At 72.5% G+C, this 20,024-nt stretch carries 17 protein-coding genes; 5 read left to right on the top strand and 12 right to left on the bottom strand.

What is annotated here, in order from left to right; genetic code table 11:
* The first annotated feature begins 182 nt into the window (after positions 1 to 182).
* Positions 183 to 1,463, top strand: a complete 1,281-nt coding sequence (locus CK485_RS10625; protein WP_241968271.1) for a YncE family protein — start codon at positions 183 to 185, stop codon at positions 1,461 to 1,463.
* Between the two features lie 242 nt (positions 1,464 to 1,705).
* The gene (locus CK485_RS10620) at positions 1,706 to 2,650 is read left to right on the top strand and encodes a chitinase (protein WP_109449365.1); all 945 of its coding nucleotides are present in this window, start codon (positions 1,706 to 1,708) and stop codon (positions 2,648 to 2,650) included.
* Positions 2,651 to 2,657: 7 nt separating this feature from the next.
* Here CK485_RS10620 and CK485_RS10615 read toward each other — a convergent pair whose 3' ends face one another.
* From CK485_RS10615 to CK485_RS10580, 8 genes are all read right to left on the bottom strand, one after another.
* Entirely contained in the window at positions 2,658 to 2,945 is a 288-nt protein-coding gene (locus CK485_RS10615; protein ID WP_109449363.1) for a DUF6295 family protein, read from the bottom strand.
* A 46-nt stretch (positions 2,946 to 2,991) separates the two neighbouring features.
* The gene (locus CK485_RS10610; protein WP_109449361.1) at positions 2,992 to 3,735 is read right to left on the bottom strand and encodes a dienelactone hydrolase family protein; all 744 of its coding nucleotides are present in this window, start codon (positions 3,733 to 3,735) and stop codon (positions 2,992 to 2,994) included.
* 129 nt (positions 3,736 to 3,864) lie between these two features.
* Complete coding sequence (locus CK485_RS10605) at positions 3,865 to 4,881, bottom strand: M56 family metallopeptidase (RefSeq protein WP_109449359.1); 1,017 nt, start codon at positions 4,879 to 4,881, stop codon at positions 3,865 to 3,867.
* Positions 4,882 to 5,018: 137 nt separating this feature from the next.
* On the bottom strand, positions 5,019 to 5,924 hold the full coding sequence (locus tag CK485_RS10600) for a class I SAM-dependent methyltransferase (protein ID WP_109449358.1): 906 nt from the start codon (positions 5,922 to 5,924) through the stop codon (positions 5,019 to 5,021).
* Between the two features lie 140 nt (positions 5,925 to 6,064).
* Positions 6,065 to 7,477, bottom strand: coding sequence for an LCP family protein (locus CK485_RS10595; RefSeq protein WP_109449356.1), 1,413 nt, complete (start codon positions 7,475 to 7,477; stop codon positions 6,065 to 6,067).
* Positions 7,478 to 7,774: 297 nt separating this feature from the next.
* Positions 7,775 to 9,538, bottom strand: coding sequence for a carbohydrate binding domain-containing protein (locus CK485_RS10590; protein WP_109449354.1), 1,764 nt, complete (start codon positions 9,536 to 9,538; stop codon positions 7,775 to 7,777).
* A 316-nt stretch (positions 9,539 to 9,854) separates the two neighbouring features.
* The gene (locus CK485_RS10585) at positions 9,855 to 10,094 is read right to left on the bottom strand and encodes a chaplin (RefSeq protein WP_109449352.1); all 240 of its coding nucleotides are present in this window, start codon (positions 10,092 to 10,094) and stop codon (positions 9,855 to 9,857) included.
* Between the two features lie 189 nt (positions 10,095 to 10,283).
* Positions 10,284 to 11,075 (bottom strand): ubiquinone/menaquinone biosynthesis methyltransferase, encoded by a 792-nt coding sequence (locus tag CK485_RS10580; RefSeq protein ID WP_109449350.1) that lies wholly within the window; start codon positions 11,073 to 11,075, stop codon positions 10,284 to 10,286.
* Between the two features lie 365 nt (positions 11,076 to 11,440).
* Between CK485_RS10580 and CK485_RS10575 the strand changes: the two genes are divergently transcribed.
* Positions 11,441 to 12,388, top strand: a complete 948-nt coding sequence (locus CK485_RS10575) for a trypsin-like serine protease (protein WP_109449349.1) — start codon at positions 11,441 to 11,443, stop codon at positions 12,386 to 12,388.
* Between the two features lie 55 nt (positions 12,389 to 12,443).
* Here CK485_RS10575 and CK485_RS10570 read toward each other — a convergent pair whose 3' ends face one another.
* Positions 12,444 to 13,643 (bottom strand): cytochrome P450, encoded by a 1,200-nt coding sequence (locus CK485_RS10570; protein WP_109449347.1) that lies wholly within the window; start codon positions 13,641 to 13,643, stop codon positions 12,444 to 12,446.
* A 303-nt stretch (positions 13,644 to 13,946) separates the two neighbouring features.
* On the opposite strand from CK485_RS10570, the gene CK485_RS10565 reads away from it, so the two are divergent.
* Entirely contained in the window at positions 13,947 to 14,462 is a 516-nt protein-coding gene (locus tag CK485_RS10565; RefSeq protein ID WP_109449345.1) for a MarR family transcriptional regulator, read from the top strand.
* Positions 14,463 to 14,475: 13 nt separating this feature from the next.
* On the opposite strand, the gene CK485_RS10560 is transcribed toward CK485_RS10565, so the two are convergent.
* Positions 14,476 to 15,312, bottom strand: a complete 837-nt coding sequence (locus tag CK485_RS10560) for an inositol monophosphatase (RefSeq protein WP_109449343.1) — start codon at positions 15,310 to 15,312, stop codon at positions 14,476 to 14,478.
* 137 nt (positions 15,313 to 15,449) lie between these two features.
* Between CK485_RS10560 and CK485_RS10555 the strand changes: the two genes are divergently transcribed.
* Positions 15,450 to 16,451: an Lrp/AsnC family transcriptional regulator gene (locus CK485_RS10555; RefSeq protein WP_109452751.1), complete on the top strand. Its 1,002-nt coding sequence runs from the start codon at positions 15,450 to 15,452 to the stop codon at positions 16,449 to 16,451.
* 21 nt (positions 16,452 to 16,472) lie between these two features.
* Here CK485_RS10555 and CK485_RS10550 read toward each other — a convergent pair whose 3' ends face one another.
* Both CK485_RS10550 and CK485_RS10545 read right to left on the bottom strand, forming a co-directional pair.
* The gene (locus CK485_RS10550) at positions 16,473 to 17,858 is read right to left on the bottom strand and encodes a S53 family peptidase (RefSeq protein ID WP_109449341.1); all 1,386 of its coding nucleotides are present in this window, start codon (positions 17,856 to 17,858) and stop codon (positions 16,473 to 16,475) included.
* A gap of 373 nt (positions 17,859 to 18,231) precedes the next feature.
* Positions 18,232 to 19,539: a S53 family peptidase gene (locus CK485_RS10545; protein ID WP_241968434.1), complete on the bottom strand. Its 1,308-nt coding sequence runs from the start codon at positions 19,537 to 19,539 to the stop codon at positions 18,232 to 18,234.
* Positions 19,540 to 20,024: the final 485 nt, after the last annotated feature.

Genomic DNA, 20,024 nt, shown 5'->3' with positions numbered 1-20,024 from the left:
GGAGGTCGGGCGGGCGACTCCCTCGGCCCGCCCGGCTCCCGGGGCCCGGTCGATTCCCCCCTGTCGACCGGGCCCCACACACGCCGAGTCGCTCCCTCCCGAGTCGCCGATCCCGCCCGGTGCGCCGATTCTGGCTGCGGATCACATCGCGCCGGAACCACCGCTGACGGGAGGGATGCCCTGTGCGTGCGCGCCATGTGCGGACCGGACTGCTGTGCTCACTCGCCCTCGGCGTGGCTGCGACCGCGCTCGCCGTCGGCCCGACGTCCGGCGCGTTCCGTGCCGTGTCGGACCGGCGGCCGGGGCCCGCGGCGCAGGCGCCGACCGGGCTGACGCCCACCCAGGTGCCGATGGGACCGGGGAACCTGGTGTCGGCGGCGCAGCGGCTGTTCACTCCCCCGATGGCGCCCCGGGCCGGCGCCGCGCTGGGCGGGACGTACGGCTTCACGCTCGCGGGCATGCTCTCCCCCGCCGTGCAGGGGGACCCGCAGCTGGTCTACGTGCCCAACAGCGGCGAGCCCGGCATGCACGGCATGGCGCCCTCCCGCAATCCCGACCGCGACACCGTCACCGTCATCGATCCCAAAACCTTCAAGGTCGTCGGGCACTTCAAGGTCGGGAAGCTGCCGCAGCACGTCACGCCGTCGTGGGACATGAGGACGCTGTGGGTCGACGCCAGCGGCAGCGACCGGCTGGTCCCGATCGATCCGCGAACCGCCAAGCCCGGCAAGCCGGTCGAGGTGGACGCGCCGTACAACCTGTACTTCACACCGGACGGCGGCGCGGCGGTGGTGATGGCCGAACGGCACGACCGCATCGACCTCTACGACCCGCACACCATGGCCCTGCGCAAGGCGGTCAAGGTGCCGTGCCAGGGCGTCAACCACGCCGACTTCTCCGCGGACGGCTCGTACTTCCTCGCGACCTGCGAGTTCTCGGGCGACGTGCTGAAGTACGACACGAAGTCGATGCGGCTGCTCGACCGGCTGAGGCTGGGCCGCAACGTCATGCCGCAGGACATCAGGCTCGGCCCGGACGGGCGAACCTTCTACGTCGCGGCGCTCAACGACGCGGGGCTGGTCGCGGTCGACGGGGAGACGCTGCGGCGCGTCGGCTACATCCACACCGGTGCGGGCGCGCACGGCATCCACCCCAGCCGCGACGGGCAGTTGCTCTACGTCTCCAACCGCGACGCGGGATCGGTCTCGGTGGTCGACCCGAGGGCCGGCAAGTCGGTGGCGACGTGGACCATCCCGGGCGGCGGCTCCCCCGACATGGGCGGGGTCAGCGCGGACGGACGGCAGTTGTGGCTCTCCGGCCGGGACAACGACGAGGTGTACGTCTTCGACACCTCCAACGGCCGTCTGCTGGCCCGCATCCCCGTCGGCGCCAACCCGCACGGCCTGGCGTTCTTCCCGCAGCCCGGCCGCTACAGCCTCGGTCACACCGGCAACTACCGCTGAGCAACCGGGGGTTGACCCCCGATGACCCGCACTCGCCGCTGAGGGGGCGCCTCCCCGCCTTCCCCGGGCCAACGCGAGCACCGCCACCGTCACCACCGCAGGCGTGCGAACACCACCGCGGGCGCGGCCGGTTCACCGGCCGCGCCCGCGCGATCCCTTGACACGCCGGTGGCCGAAGGCCATCCTCCCGTGCAAGTCGTTAGGAAACTTTCCTAATTGACGTCTCCCCACGGAAGGTTGTCATGGGCAAGTCACTGAAGACGGCCGCGCTGCTGGCCTCCGGAGTCGTCCCCGCCTGTCTCGTCGCCGGTGCGCTCCCGGCGCAGGCCGCCCCCGCCGCGTCCCCCGCGTTCGCCGCCCACTACGCGGCCCCGTACCTCCAGATCAGCGGGGACGACGCCGGTGACATGGCCAAGGACATGAAGGCCAGCGGGGTGAAGGACTACACGCTCGCCTTCCTGACGCCCAAGTCGGGCTGTACGCCGCAGTGGGAGGACGGCGGCGACTCGCTGGGCGCGTTCACCTCGCAGGTCAAGTCCCTTAAGTCGGCGGGCGGCGACGTCATCATCTCGTTCGGCGGCGAGTCGGGCGGTGAGCTGGCGCAGACCTGCACGTCGGTCTCCGATCTGACCGCCGCCTACGCGAACGTCGTCAAGACGTACGGCGTGACCCGCCTCGACTTCGACATCGAGGGCGGGACGCTGAGCGACACCGCCGCCACCTCCCGCCGGGACCAGGCCCTGGCGGCCCTCCAGAAGCAGGACCCGTCGGTGCAGGTCGACTACACCCTGGCGGTCGACCCGGACGGGCTGGAGAGCTCGACCCTCAACCTGCTCAAGGACGCCAGGAGCAAGGGCGTCAAGGTCAACCTGGTCAACATCATGACCATGGACTTCGGCGACGGCGAGAACGCCCTCAAGGACGCCGAGTCGGCCGCGACCGCCACCGAAGGCCAGCTCGCCTCGCTCTACGGCGGTTCCGCCGCGAGCAACTGGGCGCGCCTCGGGCTCACCCCGATCGCCGGGAAGAACGACGACGACGAGGACTTCACCCAGGCCGACGCCAGGACGCTGGAGGCCTTCGCCGCGTCCAAGGGCGTCCAGGAGCTGGCCTTCTGGGAGGTCGACGGCTACGACAAGGGCACCGGTTACGCCTACTCCAAGATCTTCGGCAAGATCTCCGGCTGAACCGGGGTCACACCGCGGCCGGTCGGCGGCCGGCCGCGGCCAGCCCGTCCGGGGCCGAGGCCAGCGCCCGCTGGATCGCGTCCACCAGGTCGCGCGCGGCCTCCTCGGTCAGCTCCAGCGCCACCCGGGCGGAGGGACCTCGCCCGGGGTTGGTGAAGTCGATGTTGACGGTGTGCTCCTGCGGATGGTGCTGGGGGTGGTCGACGTAGACGGCGGCCTGGGTGACCGGGAACCAGCCCGGGGTGCCCTTGCCACTGCCTTCGAGGGCGATCTTCTCGGTCAGGTACGTGCACATGGCGGACTCCTGCGGAACACGGGTGGACGGCGGTGGGACCGGGCGGTCAGGCCGACAGGTGGCGGCCGAAGAAGCCGTAGATCTTCTCCCAGCCGTCCACCGCGGCCTCGGGCCGGTAGCTCGGCCGGTCGGTGGCGAAGAAGGCGTGCCCGGCCCCCTCGTAGGTGTGGAACTCGTGGTCCTTGCCCAACCGCTCCAGTTCGGCGGCGAGTTGGGCGACCTCGTCCGGCGCGGGGAAGGAGTCCTCGGCGCCGAACAGGCCCAGCAGCGGGGCGGACAGGTTCCCGGCGAGCCCCAGCACCGGCTTGACCTTGAGCGGGAAGCCCGCGTCCGGCTCCTTGGCGACGAACGCGCCGTAGCAGTCCACGGCCGCGTCCAGCGGCAGCGAGCAGGCCGCGAGGAACGCCTGACGGCCGCCGGAGCAGTGGCCGATGACGCCCACCTTGCCGTTGGCCCCGGGCAGCGACTTGAGGTGGCGCATCGCTCCCTCGACGTCGGCGATCAGCTGCTCGTCGGAGACGCCGCCGAGGGCGCGCACCGCCGCGGCGGCGTCGTCGGGGCTCGCGCCGGGCGCCTGACGGGAGTAGAGGTTCGGGCACAGCGCCGCCCAGCCGTCGGAGGCGAAGCGGCGGACGACCTCCTTGGACCACCGGTCGTAGCCGGGCATGTGGTGGATGACCACCACGCCGCCGCGGTGCGGAGCGTCGACCGGGTGGGCGAGGTACGCCTCGATCTCCTCGCCGTCGCCGCTGGTGATCGTGACCGTGCCCGCGGTCATGGTGTCGCTCATGTCGTCTCCTGGTCGCTGTGGCGGTTCACCGGATTGCGGAATGATCTGTTCGACCTACACGTACCACAGGGGGCTGTAAGCCATCGCGCCGGAGCCCCCTTGCCCGTGCCGGGAGTTGCGGCGGAGGGCTCACCAGGTCGCGGCGAACAGCGCGCCCAGCCCCGGGGCCAGCGCGACGAGCACCGGCACCAGGATGATGGCGAGTCCGGCGGCGGTGAGGTTGAGCCGTTGCAGCGGACGCAGCCGGGGCGGCCCGGTCAGCAGCCGGTCGACGCGCTCGGTGATCTGCTCGACGGGGGGCGGCGGCGGGGTGCCGGGGCTCCAGCCGGCCGGCAGCGGGGTCCTGGACAGGCCCGCGCGGCTGTCGTTGAGGTCGATCAGGGCGAGGGCGGTGGCCAGCTGCCCGTGCCGGTGGGCTGCGGCGTCGTCCGCGGCCAGCTCCACCAGCCGGGCCGAGCGGTCGGCGTAGGCGGCGAAGAGCGCGGAGGAGGGGAACGCGGTGGTGAGCGCCCCGGCGGACTGAAGGAGCAGGTGGTGGCGGGCCCGGGCGTGGGCGCGTTCGTGGGCGAGCACGGCGTCGAGTTGTTCGGCGCTCAGCCGCCGCATCGCGCCGGTGGAGACCACCAGTTGCAGCGGGTGGCGCGGTACCGGCAGGGACCAGGCCTGCGGACGCGGGTTCTCCATGACCAGCACGTGCTCCACGCGTCGCCCGAGCCTGCGCGGGGTGTCCGGACAGGCCTCGCGCGGCAGTGCGGGGGCGGCGGCGCGCAGTTCCCGGTAGCGCCTGCGGCGGCTGATGCGCGCGAGGTGCGCCTCCCGGGCCAGGTGCAGGACGAGATGGACGGCGCCGGTGAGCAGGACCGCGGCCAGCACCCCGCGCCAGGCGCCGCCGGTGGCCAGGCCGTACGCCTGCTGCACCCCGCGCGGCGCGAGCAGGAACAGGTCGGCGCGCAGCGGCGGGCACAACGCGGCGGCGGTGACGAGCAGGGACAGTCCGAAGCACAGCAGCACGGCGGCCACCACGCACTGCCAGATCCACAGGGCCACCACCGGTTCGCGGTCCTGCCAGCGGGCACGGCAGAGCATCCGCGGTGCCGCGACCGCGAACGCGAGGCCGAGCAGCGGCAGTGCGAAGGCCGTTCCCACAGTGTCCCTCCTCCGCCAGGATTCCACGGGGGGATTCCTTGTGCACCCCGCAGCATGCCCGGCGAACGGCCGGACCGCCACGTCGACGTGCCAACGGCCTCGGGATCACGTGGATTTGTGCGCGCCGCCGCCCCACGTCACCTGCGGGCGCGCCCGGCGAGGGCCCGGACGACGGGGCCCGGCAGGGTGCGTGCCGCCAGTCGTCCGGCCAGCGAACGGCCGCGGACGGGGCGGTCGGCCGAGGGTGCCGCGGCGGCCGGGCCGGGGACGGAGGCGGGGTGCGGGGCGGCGGCGTCGACGCGCAGGGCGGCGGGGTGCCGCGGCGGGGTGGCCTTCTTGCCGTCGATCCTGATCAGCCGTCCCCCGGCCACCGACTGGACTTCGTGCCACAGGTCGCGGCGGCTGTCCAGCATGCCCAGCAGTTCGTCCCGGACCGGCTCCGGATCGCCCCAGGTGCCGTAGAACTTGGTGCCGGTGACGCAGACCGGCCGCAGTCCGCCGCTGGTCACCGCCTCCCAGGTGGCGGCGGCGACGCCGGGGCAGTGCTCGGCGCGGAAGTCGTCGAGGGCCACGATGCCGTACGGAAGCAGCTTGGCGCGGGCCTGGAGTATGTCGCCGCGCACGTGGTCGTACAGGTGCGAGGCGTCGACGTGGACGAAGCGGCAGGAGGCGTCCGGGACCTCGGTGGCGACCAGGGAGGACAGGCCCTGCACGATCCGCGGCAGCCGCTCGTGGAAGGCGAGGTAGTTGGCCTCGAAGGCGCGCCGGGTCAAGGTGGCGTAGGACTTGGCCATCTCGGCGCTGTTGGGGCGGTCCTCGGCGGGCGAGTCGAACAGGTCACAGACGGTGAAGCGTTCCCACTCGGCCAGGTAGCAGCCGCTGAAGATGGCGCTCTTGCCGAGGTAGACGCCGATCTCCAGCAGGTCGCCGCGCTCGCCCCGGGCGTGCTGCCGGGTCAGGAACCAGTCGAAGAGCACCTGGTCGGCGGGGAAGAACCAGCCCGGCACGTCACGGAACCGGGCGGGTGCGGGTGCACTGGTCATGGGCGTTCCGTTCCGGGCGGCTCGGCGGCGACGCCCGCAGGCTCGCGCGGCGCGGTGGAGCCCGGGTGAGACCGACGCGTCCGGCGCGTGAACGCCGTGGGGACGTTTCCGCGGATGCTCCGGTGCTTCGGGGACGGTCGTCAGGGGGCCGACAGCGGGACGCCGCGGCTCGCGGTGAACGCCTGGGTCGGCGTCATCGGCACGCCGTTCACCGTCACCGTCCGGTACGGGCTGACCGCGGCGCAGCCGGTGGCCTGCGTGGCGGTCTCGGCGTGCGCGTCGTAGCCGGAGTCGTCGCTGCCGCCCGGCAGCGCGGACGTCGCGTACGCGGCGACCGAGACGTCGCCGGGCGGCGCGGTGGAGGCCCGCGCGGAGCGGTCCCGCAGGGCGATCCGGCCTTCCAGGTCGGCCATCGCCTCGGGCGTGGCGGCCTCCCGCTGCAGCGCGTTCGCCACGGCGGACTTGGCGCCGTTCGACGTGGTGAGCGCCCGGTCGGCGGCGATGGCGGAGAAGAGCGCCTGTGCGGCGGGCGCGACCACGACGCGGCCGGGGTCGGCCGGGTCGGGCTCGCTCTGCATGGTGGTGAACGTGACGCGGGAGGGCTGCACCTTGTTGAGGTCGGCGGCCAGTCCCAGCAGCTTGGGGACGCTGTCCAGGCCGGTGTCCACGGTGAGCGCCTTGGTGGCCGCGTCGGCGAGCCCGTAGAGCGTGGTCGGGTCGGTCAGGGTGCCGGTGGCCTTCATGCGCCGCACCAGCGAGCCGAGGTAGAGGTGCTGGGCGTAGGTGCGGCCGAGGTCGCTGCCGTCGCCGAAGGCGTGCCGCGAGCGCAGGAACTCCAGGGCGGCCAGCCCCTTGAGGGTGTGCCTGCCCTTGGCCAGCTTCAGGTGGGAGTAGGGGTCGTAGACGTCCTGGTCCACGCACACGTCCACTCCGCCGACCGCGTCGGACATCCGGACCACCCCGTCGAAGCCGATCATCATGAAGTGGTCGATGGGGATGCCGGTGAGTTCGTGCACGGCGGCGACCGTGCAGCCGGGGCCGTAGCGCAGCGTGGAGTTGATCTGGTCGCGGCGGGCCGCCACCACTCCGCCGCCGGCCGGGGCCTTGCAGGCGGGCAGGTCGGCCATGGTGTCGCGGGGCACGCTCATGACGGTGGCGTTGGACCGGTCGGCGGACAGGTGGACGACCATCTCCACGTCGGCGTTCTGTCCCGGGCCGCAGTCACCGCCGAGGGCGCAGTCGGCCGGGTCGGCGCGGCCGTCGGAGCCGATCACCAGCACGTTGACCGGTGTGCGGCCGAACGCGTCGGGCTTCTCGCGTCCTGCGTCTCCGGTGGCGCCGCCGAACAGCGGCAGTCCGTGCAGGTTGCCGTCGAGGTGGACGTACAGCCACACGCCCGCGCCGGTGGTGAGCAGCAGCAGGGCCGCGACCGCCACGGCGGCGGCGCGTACGGCGTGGTGGATGCGGACCCGGCGTCCACCCAGCAGCGGGGCGCTGCCGTGCGCGGCGCCGCGTTCGGCACCGTCTGTCGCGCTGTCCACCGGTTCGGTCATCCACCTGCCCTCGTCCGCTGGTCGTCGCCCCCGGCCGGTCCTCGGCTCCTCCTGTCACGGCGCGTCGGTGGTCGATGCGAAGATTGTCCGCCAGCCGGGCGCTCGGCGCGCGGGGCCAGGGCCGTTCGCGGGAGGCAGGGGGCGTGCGCCGAGCGCGCCGCGACGCCTTGCGGCAGGCTGCGTCATCCGGGTGACGGGGGCCCGGACGGAGCCCGTCCGGGCGCGCGGGGGCACGTGCCGAGGGCCCGCGGAGAGCGTTCCCCCGCGGGCCCTCGGTGGCGGTGCCGGTCGCGGTCGTCAGCTGAGCGAGAAGTCGTCCGCGTAGACGTCGCCCTGGCCGTACCAGCCGTGCACGTAGACCGTGACGGTGCCGGAGGAGCCGGTGGTGAAGGGCACGGTGAGCTTGGTCCAGCCGCTGGAGTTCGTCCAGGTGCTGGCGGTCGCCCCGCCGCTGACGCCGATGTACGCGTAGGAGCCCTGCACCCAGCCGGTTAGCGTGTAGCTGGTGTTCGGCTTGAGGGTGACGGACTGGTCGCACTCACCGGTGGTGCTGGAGGTGGGCGTGACCTGGAGGGCGTGGCTGCCGGAATGCACGGGGGTGGAGACCACCGTGCTGCCGCTCGCGCAGGTCCACGGGCTGCTGCCGCTCTCGAACCCGCCGTTGGTCAGCGAGCCCGATCCGGTGCCGGAGCCGGTGACCGTCAGGGTGTAGGTGGCGGAGTGGCTGCCGGAGGCGGCGGTGCCGGTCACGGTGATGGGGTAGCTGCCCGCGGCCACCGAGGAGCCGACGGTCGCGGTCAGCGTGGAGGAGCCGCCCGCGGTGACCGAGGTGGGGCTGAGGGAGACGGTCACGCCCGCCGGCGCGCCGGACGCGGTGAGAGCGACCGACTGCGCGGAGCCGGAGGTGACGGAGGTGCCGATGGTGGCGGTCGCCGTGCCGCCCGGGGCGACGGAGCCGGAGGAGGGCGACGCCGAGACCGAGAAGTCGTTGCCGACCGGCGGCGGGGTGACGCCGCCGCCACTGGTGAACGGCTCGAAGGTGTGGCTGAAGTACCACTGGTCCTGGCTGATGCCCGAGCAGGTGTCGGAGCCGCCGGTGCCCGGGCAGCCGCCGTTGTCTCGCTGGAGGGCCCAGAACGACAGGGTGCTGATGCCCTTGGAGACCGCCCAGTTCTCCACGGTCGCCGCGTCCGCGGTGGTGAACGTCTCGGCGGCGCCGTAGTCGTCGATGCCGGGCATCTCGGTGACGCCGACCATGGCCCACAGCTGCGCCTGGGTCTTCGCCGGGTACAGGCTCGCGAGCTGGCCGACCAGTCCGGCGGCTGCGGACTCGGTGTCGTTCGCCATCTCGTGGGTGGCGCCGTCGTAGTAGTCGAACGTCATGATGTTGACGACGTCGACGCGCGCCCCGTTGGAGACCGCGTTCTTCAGCACGGCCAGTCCGCTGCTCGCCAGACCGCTGGTGGTGGTGGGCAGGGTGTAGGAGAACTGCACGGTGCGGTTGTTGGCCGTCGCCCAGTCCTCCACCTCCTTGATGGCCTTGTTGCGGCGGTCGATGCCCGCGGTGTCGGTCAGCGAGTTGTCCTCGGTGTCGAGGTCGATGCGGCTGACGTTGTAGGTGGTGATGACCTTCTCGTACGCGGCGGCTATCTGGGAGACGTCGGTGCAGCTGTCGGCGATGTCGGTGCCGCCGTCGTCGGCCGCGTAGCCGCCGAAGGACGGGATGACGTCGCCGCCGCCCGCCTGGATGGTGGAGATGTCGCTGCCGTAGGTGGACGAGGCGATGGGGGTGCTGGTGTCGCCGTCCCAGTACGGGGTGCACGACCCCTTGGCGTTGGTCTGGATGAACGCCATCGTCAGGTACTTGTTGCCGGAGGCGGAGGCCAGCTGGGCGGGGCTGTCGCCGTTGTAGGCCTCGAAGTACGGGGCGAAGACGTGGGCGGGCAACGGGGTGGGCGCCGCCGCGTGCGCGGCGCCCCCGGAGGTCATGAGCAGTCCGGCGGAGGCCGCTGTGGTGACCAGCGCGGTCGCGGCGGCCCGGATCGATCTGAGTCGAATCATGTCTGCTCCCAGCAGGGTGGAAGAGCGCGTGGAGCGGCGCAATGCGGACCATGATTGGACTAGACCAACGGACTGTCAAGACTCCTTACAATTACGGCTGTTCGCCCCCCGCCCGCGTCGCGCGGCGCCGCCTGCGCCGCACTCTCCGGCCGGCGGGCGGCCACCGCGGTCGGCCGTACGGCCACGGGTGGGCGGCGGTCGGTGGAGACGGCGCATCGACCGATCGGTCGATGCGGGCCGCCGGGGGCGGACACACGAAGGGCGGGCCGCCAGCGGCGGCCCGCCCTGTGCCGCGGGGTCAGCGCCCCGCGCGGCTTCAGCCGTTGGCGCAGGTGTTGCCGAACGCCGGGTTCAGGACACCGATCACGTCGATGGTGTTACCGCAGACGTTGACCGGCACGTGCACCGGCACCTGGATGACGTTGCCCGAGACGACGCCCGGGGACTGCACCGCGGCGCCCTGGGCCCCGGCGTCGGCCATGGCGAACCCGGCGGAACCGGAAACGGCGGCTCCGGCAGCTGCGGTCACCACGAGGGCCTTGGCGATACGCGACATGCTCTCAAGTCCTTTCACACGCGAAAACAGTGGCTGTCCCCAACCGTGACCGGCGGGGACCCTGTCCAACGCGTGACCTCGTCCGGCGTCGCGCCAGACCGCTCGAACAGGTGAATGCGAAGCGCGCACGGCGCAACGCGCGGTCCTCGTCCCCCGTCTCCGCGGTCCGCCCACCGAGCCGCGCCGCCGCTACCCGGCCGCTCCGGCGGAACGTTCCGCCCCGCCGCTGACCCCGGCGCCCACCGCGGTGCCCGCGCCCGTGCCCGGAACCTCCTGCCGTCCACCGCGAGGACCGGCGACCGCCGTGTGCAGGTGGACCACGCCGCCGTCCAGCGCACGCCAGCGCACCCGCTGCCAGCCGGCGGCGGCGATACGTCCCGCGAGACGGTCCGGGGAGGGCCAGTCACGTATGGATTCGGCCAGATAGACGTACGCCTCCGGGTTGCTGCTCACCCGGCGCCCGGTCATCGGCACGATCCACCGCAGGTACGCGGTGAACAGGGCCCGGCGCACCGGCGTGACCGGCAGGCTGAACTCGCAGACGGTCAGCACCCCGCCGGGCCGGGTCACCCGCAGCATCTCGCCGAGCACCGACTCGGGGTCGGTGACGTTGCGCAGTCCGAAGGAGATGGTGACCGCGTCGAAGGAGCCGTCCGCGAAGGGCAGTCGGTGCCCGTCGCCGACGACGAAGTCCATGGCCGGGTGGCGCCGCCGGCCGATCGCGAGCATGCCCTCGGAGAAGTCGCAGGCCACCACGGAAGCACCTTCGGCGGTCAGTGCCATACCGGACGTCCCGGTGCCCGCGGCGACGTCGAGGATCCGGCGGCCGGGCCGCGCACCGGCCGCCCGCGCCATGCGGCGTCCCCAGCTGTTCATCCGGCCCAGCCACAGCCGGGCGCGGGTGCGGTCGTAGCCGAGCGCGACCTCGTCGAACATCGCGGCGACCTCGGCGGGGTTCTTCTCCAGATCTGCTCTGACCATGTCTGTCCGGGCTTCCTGTCCCTCGGGGTGGCGGTAATGGTGACGGCATGTCAAGCATTCCATGCCCATCGAACGGGTGATTCAGCCGCTCAGCAGGCGGCGGGCCGCCGTGACGCGACGCCGGTCGTCCGGTCGCGGGACCCCGGCCGGCCGTCGCCGCTAGGCCGTCTGTGGGGCGCCCGGGGGCGTTCACGCGGCGTTGGCGGTGTTGTCGAGGGCGCTGTGTACATGGTGAGTTGACAACGCGATTCCCGGAACGCCTCGGAGTGCTCGTACTCCGTGTCCCCCGCTCCCCCGGCCGTGCGCTCCGGGTCTCGCGCCGCGCCCGACGCCGTCGTCCGTCCGTGCCTGCCGGAAGGAAGTCCATGCGCCGCTCACGCTCCTCTCGTGCGTTGCCCGCCCTGTCCGCCCTGCTGCTGGGCCTGACGGCCTGTCTTGCCCAGGCTCCCGCCGCCGACGCCGCCGGACGCCCGCACGGCCGTGGCTCCGCCGCCGTCGCCGACGACGCCTACTGGACCGCGGGACGCATGCGCTCGGCCCGGCCCCAGGACGACGCCGTCCCCGGCCCGGTGTCCCGGGCGGGTACCGTCCCGGTGCCGCCGAGCCACCCGTTCCCCGGGCTGCCGCAGGTCGGCACGTTCTTCTGGACCGACGGCCAGAACCAGGACCGCTCCTGCGGGGCCACCGTGGTCCGCAGCCCGGTGCGCGACCTGGTGATCAGCGCGGGGCACTGCCTCACCCACGCAGGGGCGAAGAAGGACCTGGCGTTCGTGCCGATGTACCACGACGGTCTCAAGCCCTACGGCGTCTTCCCCGTGGAGGCGGTCTACATCGACCAGCGGTACTACACCCTGGGTTCCGGCGAGGGTGCCCGCTGGGACTACTCGCTCTCCCGGCTGGAGCCCCGCGCGGACGGCCGCCAGGTGCAGGACGTCGTAGGCGGCTTCGACCTGATGACGTATCCGGGCTACGCCCACCGCGCCGTCCGGCTGGTCGGCTACCCCGGCTACAGCGACACGACCGGGCCCGAGCCGCTGGACTGCTGGTCGTCCACCCGCCGTTACACCAGCACCGACCCGAACGCGCCCGGCGACTTCCTGGAGATCGGGTGCGCGGGCTACGTGAACGGCACGTCGGGCGGACCCTTCCTGGTGCGCGCGTCCCACGGCTTCGCGGTGATCGGGGTGATCGGCGGCTACCACACCGGCGGTGACACCCCGGACATCTCCTACAGCGCCTACTTCACCGCCGACCTGTCGCGGCTGTACGCGCACGCGGTCCACGGCGACCCGCCTGCCGGGCCGGCCTCCTGACCGGCTTCCCGGTGGCCCGGGGCGCCGCCCCGGGCCACCGCCATCGTGCCAACCCCTACCAGGCGACCGGAAGTTCGCGGACGCCGTACACCACCATGTCGTCGCGGTAGCGGATCTCCTCGAACGGAACGGCCAGCCGCAGCGTCGGCAGCCTCCGCAAGAGGGTCTCCAGCGCGATCTGCAACTCGACGCGGGCGAGCGGCTGTCCGAGGCACTGGTGGACCCCGAAGCCGAACGCCACGTGACGGCGCGCCTCGCGGGCGACGTCGAGCCGGCCGGCGTCCGCGAAGGCGGCCTCGTCGCGGTTGGCGGTGGCGAGCATGCACAGCACCCCCTCGCCGGCCCTGATGGTCCGCCCGCCGATGGTGATGTCCTCGGTGGCGACCCGGGGCAGGCCGGTCTGGATGATGCTGAGGTAGCGCAGCAGTTCCTCGACGGCGCCCTTGAGCAGTGCGGGCTGGGCCCGCAGCCTGGTCAGCTGCTCGGGCTCGCGCAGCAGCACCAGGGTGGACAGGGCGGTCATGTTGGCGGTGGTCTCGTGCCCCGCGACCAGCAGCAGCATGCCGGTGGAGGCAACCTCCCGCTCGGTCAGTTCGCCGCGCGCCACCAGTCGGCTGATGATCGAGTCGTCGGGGGAGCGGCGCTTGCGCTCCGCCAACTCGGCCAGGTAGTCGACCAGTTCGTCCCTGGCCCGCGCCACGTCATCGACGGCGGCCTCGTTGTTCAGCAGGGTCCGGCTGCGTTCCTGGAAGAACGTGTGGTCGGCGTAGTCGACGCCGAGCAGCAGGCAGATGACCAGCGACGGGATCGGCAGGGCGAAGTCGGTCACCAGGTCGGCGGGCGAACCGTGCGCGATCATGCGGTCGAGGAACTCGTCCACGATGCCCTGGATGCGCGGGCGGAGCGCCTCGGTCTTCTTGATCATGAAGTCGGCGGTGAGCATCCGCCGCAGCCGGGCGTGCTCGGGGTCGTCGAGCCGGATGAAGGTCTGCTGTCCGGAGACCAACGCTCGCCGTGAGGCGTTGATGAACGGGAATCCCGGGTGCCGGATGTCGGCGCTGAAACGCTGGTCGCGTAAGACGGCCTTGACGTCCGCGTGCCGGGTGATCATCCAGCAGCGGGTGCCGTCGAAGAGCGTGACCTGGCTGACCGGTTCCTCCTCGCGGGCCCGCTCGTAGGCGGGGGGCGGGGCGAACGGGCAACCGCCGCGTTCGGCTGGGAAGTTGAGCGGGGTGACGGGTCGCGCGGTCGTCATGGCTTGCGGCTCCTTCACGAACGGTGCGGTACGCGGGTGCGGCTGACGGGGCACAGACGTCGGCCCGGTGCGGGCGTCGCGTGGTCAGTCCTCGCCTCCCGCACCGCGGACGACCCGCTTCCGACCGGCCAACCGGTTACCTAACAAAGGCAAGTAATTGCGCGGTCACGCTAACTCCCGTTCACCGCACGGGGATAGACCCCGTGAGCACCGGACCGAGGTTGGCCGGTTCCGCATCCCGGCCGCGCCGCTCACCCGGGGACGCGTCACGACGGCCGGGCCCGCGCTCGCTACAGTCCTCGCATGTCCGATCCCGCCGACGACGCCGCGACGGCCGCACTCCAGCAGGTGCTGACGGCGATGTCCTACCTGCTCACCCGCCCCTCCGCGCACGACTGGCTCCAGGCCAAGGCCGGGGTGAGGATCGGCCGCGCCGACGTCCACCTGCTGCTGGCGCTGGCCGCGAACGGCGGGATCTGCCGGGTGGGAGACCTGGCGGAACGCCTGCTGGTCGAGCCGTCCCACGTCACCCGCCAGGTCGCCCAGCTCCACGAACAGGGCCTGGTGGAGCGGTCCCCCGACCCGGTGGACCGCAGAGCGCGCAACATCAGCATCACGCCCGAGGGCACCTCGGCCCTGCTCCGCCTGCGCGAGGCACATCAGGAGAAGCTGCGCCACGCCCTGCACGACGTCGAGGCCGCGGACATCGACGCCACCGTCCGGGTCCTGGGCCGCCTGGTCGAGCGCTACGCCCTGGCCGTCCGAGGCCGCGACCCGTACGCGGCCCTTCCCCGGCAGCCACTGGGTCAGTCGACTTAGCGACGTACCGACTTCACCCTGCCGCGAGAAGGCAGGCGCCGGCCGCCCCGCGGTCGCCGCCCGCGTCCGGTTCCCCGATGGCTTCCAGGAGACGGCCGTGCAACCAGGGCGCCGCGGCCAGGAAGCCGTCGGCGCCGGCTCGCCAGGGCCTCCCCGTGGTGTCGGTGACCCGCACCCCGGCTTCGCGGGCGAGCAGGGCGGCGCCGAGCAGGTTGCCGTCATCGACCCCGAACGACACGAAGCCGTCCAGGCGTCCTGCGGCGACGTCCGCGATCTGCCAGCTGGTCGCCCCGAGGTTGCGTACCGCGCCGACCACCGGCAGCACCGCGCTCAGCGCCCGGCCCGCCCTCGTGATGGCGGCGGGCTGCCCGGCGACGAACGGCGGGTGCGCGAAGGCCAGCAGGGCGCCGGCCGGATCGGTCTTGGCCGAGGGGGTCACGGGTACGCCGTCCCGGGTGGTGCCGTGGCCCAGCGCGGCGGCGTAGGTCTCGTCCAGGTACGGCGCGTACAGCACGGCGGCGACCGGGACTCGGTCGCGGACCAGCGCGAGGCTGACGCACCAGTGCGGCATCCCGTGCAGGTACTGCACCGCGCCGTCCAGCGCGTCGACCACCCATGCCTCACCGGTGACCGGCAGTTCGGTCCTCAACTCCTCGGCCCAGGCCGCCACCGGCCTCAACTCGCTCAGTTCCTCGCGCAGTTGGGCCGACACGGGCGCGTCCACCGCGGCGAACGCGGCCACCAGTTCGGCCGGCGTGCGACGCGGCTCCGGCAGCGGACGGCCGACCAGTCCCCGGCCCACTCGCCGGGCGAGCGCGGTCATCGGCGCGAGCAGTTCGTCATCGGTCATGGGAAACCTCCGGATCGGTAGCGGTACGGATGCCTCGGGACCGGGCCCGGTGCGGGCCCCTCCCGGTGCGACAAGCCTCCCTTGTGAGGCGAACCGCCCGGTCTTGCCGGACCTCTGAGTGAGCGAAAATGGCCTTCATGGACAGGGAAGCGGCGATCGGGATACTCGATGAGCGCGATCAGCGGCTGGTCGCGGCTCTCCAGTGCGACGGGCGGCTGGCCGTCGAACGCGCCGCCGACGTGCTGGGGATGGGAGCACGCACCGTGCGCCGCCGCTGGTCCGCGCTGCGGGCCGACGGGATCGTCAAAGTGGTCACGCTGCCGGCGCACCGGGATCCTTCCGGCGTGACGCTGCTGCGCGTCAAGGTGCTGCGCGGGCGGCTGGACGCGGTGACCGCGGCGCTCGCGGCGCGCGAGGACATCGCGTTCGTGGACGTCTCGGCGGCCGGTGACGAGATCAGCGCGGTCGCGCTGGCCGGGCCGGGGCCGCGCAACCGGCTGGTCTTCGAGCAGTTGCCCAGGGCCACCGCGGTGACCGACGTGACGGCGGCGGCCGTGCTGCACGTCTTCCGGGACGCCTTCGACTGGCGGCACGACGTCCTCACGCCCGCCGAGCGCGCCGCGCTGACCCCCGAGCGGCCCTCGGCGCCGGAGGGCGAAGTCGACGCGACCGACCGCCTCCTGCTGGACGCGCTCGCCGACGACGCCCGCGCCCCCGCCGCCGCCCTGGCCGCCGCGACCGGGCTGCCCGACTCGACGGTACGGCGCCGGGTGGCGGCACTGGCCGGGCGCGGTCGGCTGCGCACCCATGTCGTGGTCGACGCGCGCAGGCTGGGCCTCATGGTGGACGCGAACCTGTGGATGCGGGTGCCGCCCGACGAACTGGACCGCGCGGGCCGGGCGTTGGCCGCGCACCCCGCGGTCCACGGCGCGCTGGCCACCACCGGCCCCGCCAATCTGCACGCGGCCGTCTGGGCGCGGAACCTGGAGGAGCTCTACCGCTTCGTCAGCGCGGAGATCTCCGGCCTGGGCATCCAGTCGGTCGACACCGTGCTGGTCGGCGCGGCCGTCAAGCGTCCCGGTGCCACCGGGGCGGGCAACCGGAAGGCCCGGCCCCCGTCGGGGGCCGGGCCCTGGTGACGTGCGATTCGTGGTCGCGTGTCAGTGGCGCTTCCAGCTCTCCCACGCCAGGGCGGGCACGAAGCGGGCGGCGTCCACGGTGCCGACGCCGGTGGCCATGTCGTAGCCCTTCACCGCGGTGTAGCCGGTGACACCCTGGTAGCTGTTGTTGGTGCCGTCCTTCACGTCCACGATGCCGCTGTAGTACGGGGACTTCTTCTCCAGCGAGTACAGCGCGGTGTGGATGTCGCCCACCCGGTGGCCGGCCACCTGGTCGGCGAGGGCCACGATGCCGGAGAACAGTGGGCTGGCCTCGCTGGTGCCGCCGTAGACGTCCCAGCCGACCGCGGTCGGGTCGAAGCTGGAGTACACCCAGGCGCCGCCGTTGACGGCCGCCGACATCGAGATGTCCGGGGTGCCGCGGCGGGTGCCCACCACGTTCTTGACGCCGTTCTGGAACGACGGACGGCTGAAGACGTGGGACTGACCGCCACCGCCGGCGCCGTTGTCGTTGTAGACGCTGTCCGGCGCGGTGCGCTGCCCCTTGTCGTTCAGGTGCAGCTGGGTGCCGCCGACCGAGGTGACCAGCGGGTCCGAGGACGGCCAGGAGTTGACCTGGTACGGGTAGTACCCGTTGCCGTCGGCGGTCGAGTCGGTCGCGCCGCCGTCGCCGGAGGAGGCGAGCACGGTGACGTTGTGCCTGGCCGCGTCCTTGAAGGCGTAGCGCAGGTTGTCGATGCTGGAGAAGTCGCCCTCGGCGAAGCCCGGGAAGGTGTTCTCGGTGGCTCCGAAGCTCTGCGTGATGACGTCACCCACACCGTGGTCGATCATCGACTTCTCGGCGGACATCATCTCCGGCAGGCCGGTGACGCCCTCGGTCTCCGCGACCGCGGTCTCGACCAGCACGATCTTCGCGTCCGGCGCGATGGCGTGCGCCATCTCGACGTCGAGGGTGGTCTCTCCCGCCCAGCCGGTCATGTCCGAGTTCTTCGGGTCGAACGGCGGGACCTTGCCCCACTTGACGACGTCGACCTTCGTGCTCTTGATGCCGAACTGCTTGCTGTAGACGTCCAGGTCGTGCTGGACGGTCGGCGAACCGAAGGAGTCGACGATGACGATCGTGCGGCCCTTGCCGGTGACGCCCTCCCGGTACAGCGGGTTCAGGTCGTACGCCTGACGGTACTGCAGCGGCGTGTAGCAGTTGATCTTCCACTTGGCCTGGCACTGCTCGATGCTGAGCGGGCTGCCGACGTTGCGGGCCAGGCTGTGACCCGTGATGGCCGGAACCGCCTTGGTCTGCGGCACCTTCGCGGCCGGTGCGGCCACCGCGGACCCACCTGCCGTGGCGGACATCACGGCGGCGGCGGCAAGGGCGGTGGCCCCGGCCGCGGCGACCACGGCACGCTGCCGGGGACGAGCTCTTCGCATGGACTCTCCTTGTGTGGAGTGGGGTCGCCGAGGCGACGTCTGGATCCCACCGGTCAAGTCATGAGCAGAACAAGTGTGTTTGATTCTTACTATCAAATGCTTTACCTACATGCCGATTTCTTTACTGACGGGTGACCACATCATGGGTGCGATGAGCCGATGAAGCCGGACATACGTACCCGTTCGCCGATGCCGCGAGACCGTCCAAGCGTGTATTCACCACCGACCAGGACCGGCCACGCACGCCTCCCCACGCGGCCACACACCTCCCCGCGCGCCGGGCCTGACGAAGTGTCGGCTCGTTCGCCGGTCGCCGAAGGCCCCGACCACCGGGAAGGTGGTCGGGGCCCGTGTCGCTCGCGGTGCTACGGGATCACCAGCGCGGCTTGTGGTGGTGCCCCGGGGTGCGGTTCGAGCCGGTGGTGGAGCCACCGCCCCCGGTGGAGCCGCCGCCCGTCGAGCCCGAGGGCGCGGTGAACGCCTTCAGGCCGTTCGGGGTACCCAGGCCGGTCGGGCCGTCGTAGCCGCTGCCCGCGGTGCACAGGTACGTGCCGTTGCAGTCACCGTTGGAGCCCGAGGTGACGTCGTTGAGCGCCGAGGTGTTCGCGTACGGGTACGACGCCGGGTTGGCACCGGAGGCCGGGGCTCCCGCGTCGGCGTAGACCGCCGCGATGATGGGCGATGCCGCGCTGGTGCCGCCGAAGACCTGCCAGCCGCCGGACTGGTAGCTGTCGTAGACCGCGACACCGGTGGCGGGGTCGGCGACAGCCGAGACGTCGGCGACGGTGCGCTTGGCGCAGCCGGTGTCCTTCTGCCAGGACGGCTTGGTCTCGACCGTCGAGCAGCCGGAGCCGGTGCCCTCGCTGCTGCTGGTGTTCCACACCGACTCCGACCAGCCGCGCTGGCTGGAGTCCTTCTTCAGCGACGTGCCGCCGACCGCGGTGACGCCCGGAGAGGCGGCCGGGTACTCGACGCCGTAGCCGGAGTCGCCCGCGGAGGCCGTGATGGCGACGCCGGGGTGGTTGAAGTACTGGCTGTCGGCCTGGGTGTCCGAGGCGTCCTCGGGGCCGCCGTAGCTGTTGGAGACGAACTTCGCGCCCAGCTTGACGGCGGTGTTCACCGCGGTGCCCAGGTCGTCCATGCTGGCGGAGTTCGCCTCGACCAGCACGATGTGCGCGTCGGGCGCGACGGCCGAGACCATGTCGAGGTCGAGCGAGATCTCACCGGCCCAGCCCGCGTCGGCGGTCGGGTAGCTGCTGCCGCCGTTCTCGTCGGCCTTCTTGAAGCACCCGTTGGCGGTGGTGCAGTCCGGCAGGCCGAACTGCTTGCGGTAGGTGGCCAGGTCCTGCTCGGCGTTGGGGTCGTCCTGCGCGTCCACGATGGCGACCGTCTGGCCGGCGCCGCCGCCCGTCGGCAGGTTGTACGCGCTCTCGAGGTCCGAGGGCCCGAAGCCGGACGGGGTTCCGTTCGAGCCCATCGCGGTGGCGGCCTTGGCCACGATGTCGGTGCGCTGGAGCGCGTTGCAGGCCATCATGCCCGGCCTGGGCTGCGAGCACAGTCTCCTGACGTGCGGCCCGACCGCGCCCTGCGCCACGGGGCTGGCGCCCGCGGGGGCGACGATGGCGTAGGTCCCGCCGATCACGGCGGCCGCCGAGACGGCGGCGACGAGGGTCTTGCGCATGCCACGCTTGCGGCGGTGCGACGGCGCCTCGGGGTTCGATATGTGCAACGAACGGCCCTCCCTGGGGGGGATGGGGACAGCACCCCCGCGCCCTCACGGCGCCGGGTCCACGCGCTGTCCCGGGATGCGTCCACTCGGACCGTGCGGTCCCGGTCGCGTATGGGGCGCTCCCGGGGTGGGGGTGGCACGGGGCGGCGGGAGTTCCGGCGCACGCGAGGCATAAACATGCCCATGACATGCGGAAACGTCCGCCACCCTGCCGAGCGGTGTGGCGTTAGGAAGCTAGCGGAATCGAACACTCCCCCACAAGCCCAATCCGGTCTGGTGGCAACGGGATCCGCACACGCGGCCCGTCGTGGCAGTCATACGGACGGCCGAGCCGATCGGTTCAACGGCCGCCGGATTTCCCACGAAACCCAGCATGACACGCCGACGATCACACGATCGGGTAGTCCGCGTGACGAGCCGTCACCTCCGCGCTCACC

This window comes from Streptomyces sp. ICBB 8177 (assembly GCF_003144095.1).
Classification (GTDB): Bacteria; Actinomycetota; Actinomycetes; order Streptomycetales; family Streptomycetaceae; genus Streptantibioticus_D.
The sequence above is the reverse complement of the archived record's forward strand: the minus strand, read 5'-3'. Positions and strand labels throughout refer to the sequence as shown.

What these genes read in the sequence shown, in the direction of transcription:
- CK485_RS10620 (WP_109449365.1), top strand. Translation starts at nt 1,706, where the DNA reads ATGGGCAAGTCACTGAAGACGGCCGCGCTGCTGGCCTCCGGAGTCGTC.
- CK485_RS10615 (WP_109449363.1), bottom strand. Translation starts at nt 2,945, where the DNA reads ATGTGCACGTACCTGACCGAGAAGATCGCCCTCGAAGGCAGTGGCAAG.
- CK485_RS10610 (WP_109449361.1), bottom strand. Translation starts at nt 3,735, where the DNA reads ATGAGCGACACCATGACCGCGGGCACGGTCACGATCACCAGCGGCGAC.
- CK485_RS10600 (WP_109449358.1), bottom strand. Translation starts at nt 5,924, where the DNA reads ATGACCAGTGCACCCGCACCCGCCCGGTTCCGTGACGTGCCGGGCTGG.
- CK485_RS10595 (WP_109449356.1), bottom strand. Translation starts at nt 7,477, where the DNA reads ATGACCGAACCGGTGGACAGCGCGACAGACGGTGCCGAACGCGGCGCC.
- CK485_RS10590 (WP_109449354.1), bottom strand. Translation starts at nt 9,538, where the DNA reads ATGATTCGACTCAGATCGATCCGGGCCGCCGCGACCGCGCTGGTCACC.
- CK485_RS10585 (WP_109449352.1), bottom strand. Translation starts at nt 10,094, where the DNA reads ATGTCGCGTATCGCCAAGGCCCTCGTGGTGACCGCAGCTGCCGGAGCC.
- CK485_RS10580 (WP_109449350.1), bottom strand. Translation starts at nt 11,075, where the DNA reads ATGGTCAGAGCAGATCTGGAGAAGAACCCCGCCGAGGTCGCCGCGATG.
- CK485_RS10575 (WP_109449349.1), top strand. Translation starts at nt 11,441, where the DNA reads ATGCGCCGCTCACGCTCCTCTCGTGCGTTGCCCGCCCTGTCCGCCCTG.
- CK485_RS10570 (WP_109449347.1), bottom strand. Translation starts at nt 13,643, where the DNA reads ATGACGACCGCGCGACCCGTCACCCCGCTCAACTTCCCAGCCGAACGC.
- CK485_RS10565 (WP_109449345.1), top strand. Translation starts at nt 13,947, where the DNA reads ATGTCCGATCCCGCCGACGACGCCGCGACGGCCGCACTCCAGCAGGTG.
- CK485_RS10560 (WP_109449343.1), bottom strand. Translation starts at nt 15,312, where the DNA reads ATGACCGATGACGAACTGCTCGCGCCGATGACCGCGCTCGCCCGGCGA.
- CK485_RS10555 (WP_109452751.1), top strand. Translation starts at nt 15,450, where the DNA reads ATGGACAGGGAAGCGGCGATCGGGATACTCGATGAGCGCGATCAGCGG.
- CK485_RS10550 (WP_109449341.1), bottom strand. Translation starts at nt 17,858, where the DNA reads ATGCGAAGAGCTCGTCCCCGGCAGCGTGCCGTGGTCGCCGCGGCCGGG.
- CK485_RS10545 (WP_241968434.1), bottom strand. Translation starts at nt 19,539, where the DNA reads ATGCGCAAGACCCTCGTCGCCGCCGTCTCGGCGGCCGCCGTGATCGGC.